Below are 1,442 nucleotides of genomic sequence, written 5' to 3'. Positions count from 1 at the left end.
CAGTAAGACAGGAGCGACCATGACGGGGATGGATTTTTCGGCAGAAATGATAGAGAAGGCGCAAAATAAATATGCTGAAATCACTTTTCTAGTTGGAGACGGACAAAACTTTAATTTGAATCAATCATTCGATGCTGTTTTTTCTAATGCTGCATTACACTGGATGAAGAAGCCAAAGTCAGTGCTGGCCTGTATATGGAATAGATTGAATAACGGTGGCAGATTTGTCGCTGAATTTGGCGGTAAAGGCAATGTTGAGACAATCATTCAAGCCACTAGCGAAGTGTTATCCGAGGATTATGAGATTGATGCCAGTCAGCTAAATCCATGGTATTTTCCAAGTATCGCTGAATACAGCACTTTGTTGGAGCAACAAGGCTTTCGAGTAACCTACGCGATTCATTTTGATCGTCCAACAAAAATGGATGATAACGAGCTAGGTCTGAATCATTGGCTAACGGGTTTTGCTGATCAGTTCTTTAATGGATTCGAAGAGAAGGAGCGAAATAACGCCTTTGAGAAAATAGCTGCAAAAGCTAAAAAGGATCTGTTTCATGATGGTTCTTGGTATGTCGATTATAAAAGGCTTAGGATTATGGCGATTAAGCCATAGTTTAATCAAAAAAAGCTGGTGCCGTCCTCTGTTGTATAATTTCGTTACGCGGTGAAATGTAGGTCAGAGTATATGGATAGATTTTATACTTTCCTACGTTTCAAAAAAAGACACCCATGAGGTGTCTTTTCACTTTTATATTCAACTTCAACTAAACAAACTTCCTACTCGTCTTCTTCCCATCACAGCTAAACACAATCTTCTTATCCTCGACCATCGTTTCAAGATGGACGTTCTTGCCCCAAAGCTGTACCACATAAGGAAGCGTCCGCTCCACATATTTTAAGTCCAATTCCGTTCCCTCGTATTGATGGATTAAATACATTTCTCCAGCACGGTTAAAGTCGCCGTCTTTCACCATAAGGCTAGGGAAGCCGCCATTCACCTTGGAATATACAAGCTGCTCGCGGATGTTTTCCCATGACTTATCGGTAATTTTCCATTCTGGACCCTTCTTCTCGAAAATATAAAGATCAAGATCATCTACTAGTGGCTTGGTTAAGTAGTTTCGTAGGAAGGAGATGTCGGAATCATTTTCCCTAACCTCGAACATTTTCTCTCTTCCTTTGCCAGGCATACGGCCGAAACGCTCCTGCTCCTCTTTCGTTGGTTTATCCCAACGCTGCTCAATATCCTCGAATATTTTTAAGCCCAAGTAATACGGATTTAGGCTATTCCGCGATGGCTGTACAACCGAGGAATTAAGCTTGGCAAATTCAATGGTCTCATCACTTGTAAGATCCAGCTCGCGAATGATACGTTGATGCCAATACGAAGCCCAGCCTTCGTTCAGCTAAGGTGCTTATAAATATCAGCTACTACAGTGATC

1 protein-coding gene and 1 pseudogene are annotated in these 1,442 nt (G+C 41.5%); one reads left to right on the top strand and one right to left on the bottom strand.

Annotated features, from left to right (window positions below):
- A partial coding sequence (locus AC1DWN_RS33705; protein ID WP_477563178.1) for a class I SAM-dependent methyltransferase occupies window positions 1–613 on the top strand: 613 nt, incomplete at its 5' end.
- A 151-nt stretch (window positions 614–764) separates the two neighbouring features.
- Here the strand turns inward: AC1DWN_RS33705 and AC1DWN_RS33700 are convergent.
- Window positions 765–1,406, bottom strand: a pseudogene (locus AC1DWN_RS33700) (SpoVR family protein); the annotation flags it as partial.
- Between the last annotated feature and the right edge of the window lie 36 nt (window positions 1,407–1,442).

Source organism: Paenibacillus sp. P4_A7 (assembly GCF_056402455.1).
This window is presented reverse-complemented; position numbering and strand designations above follow the sequence as displayed.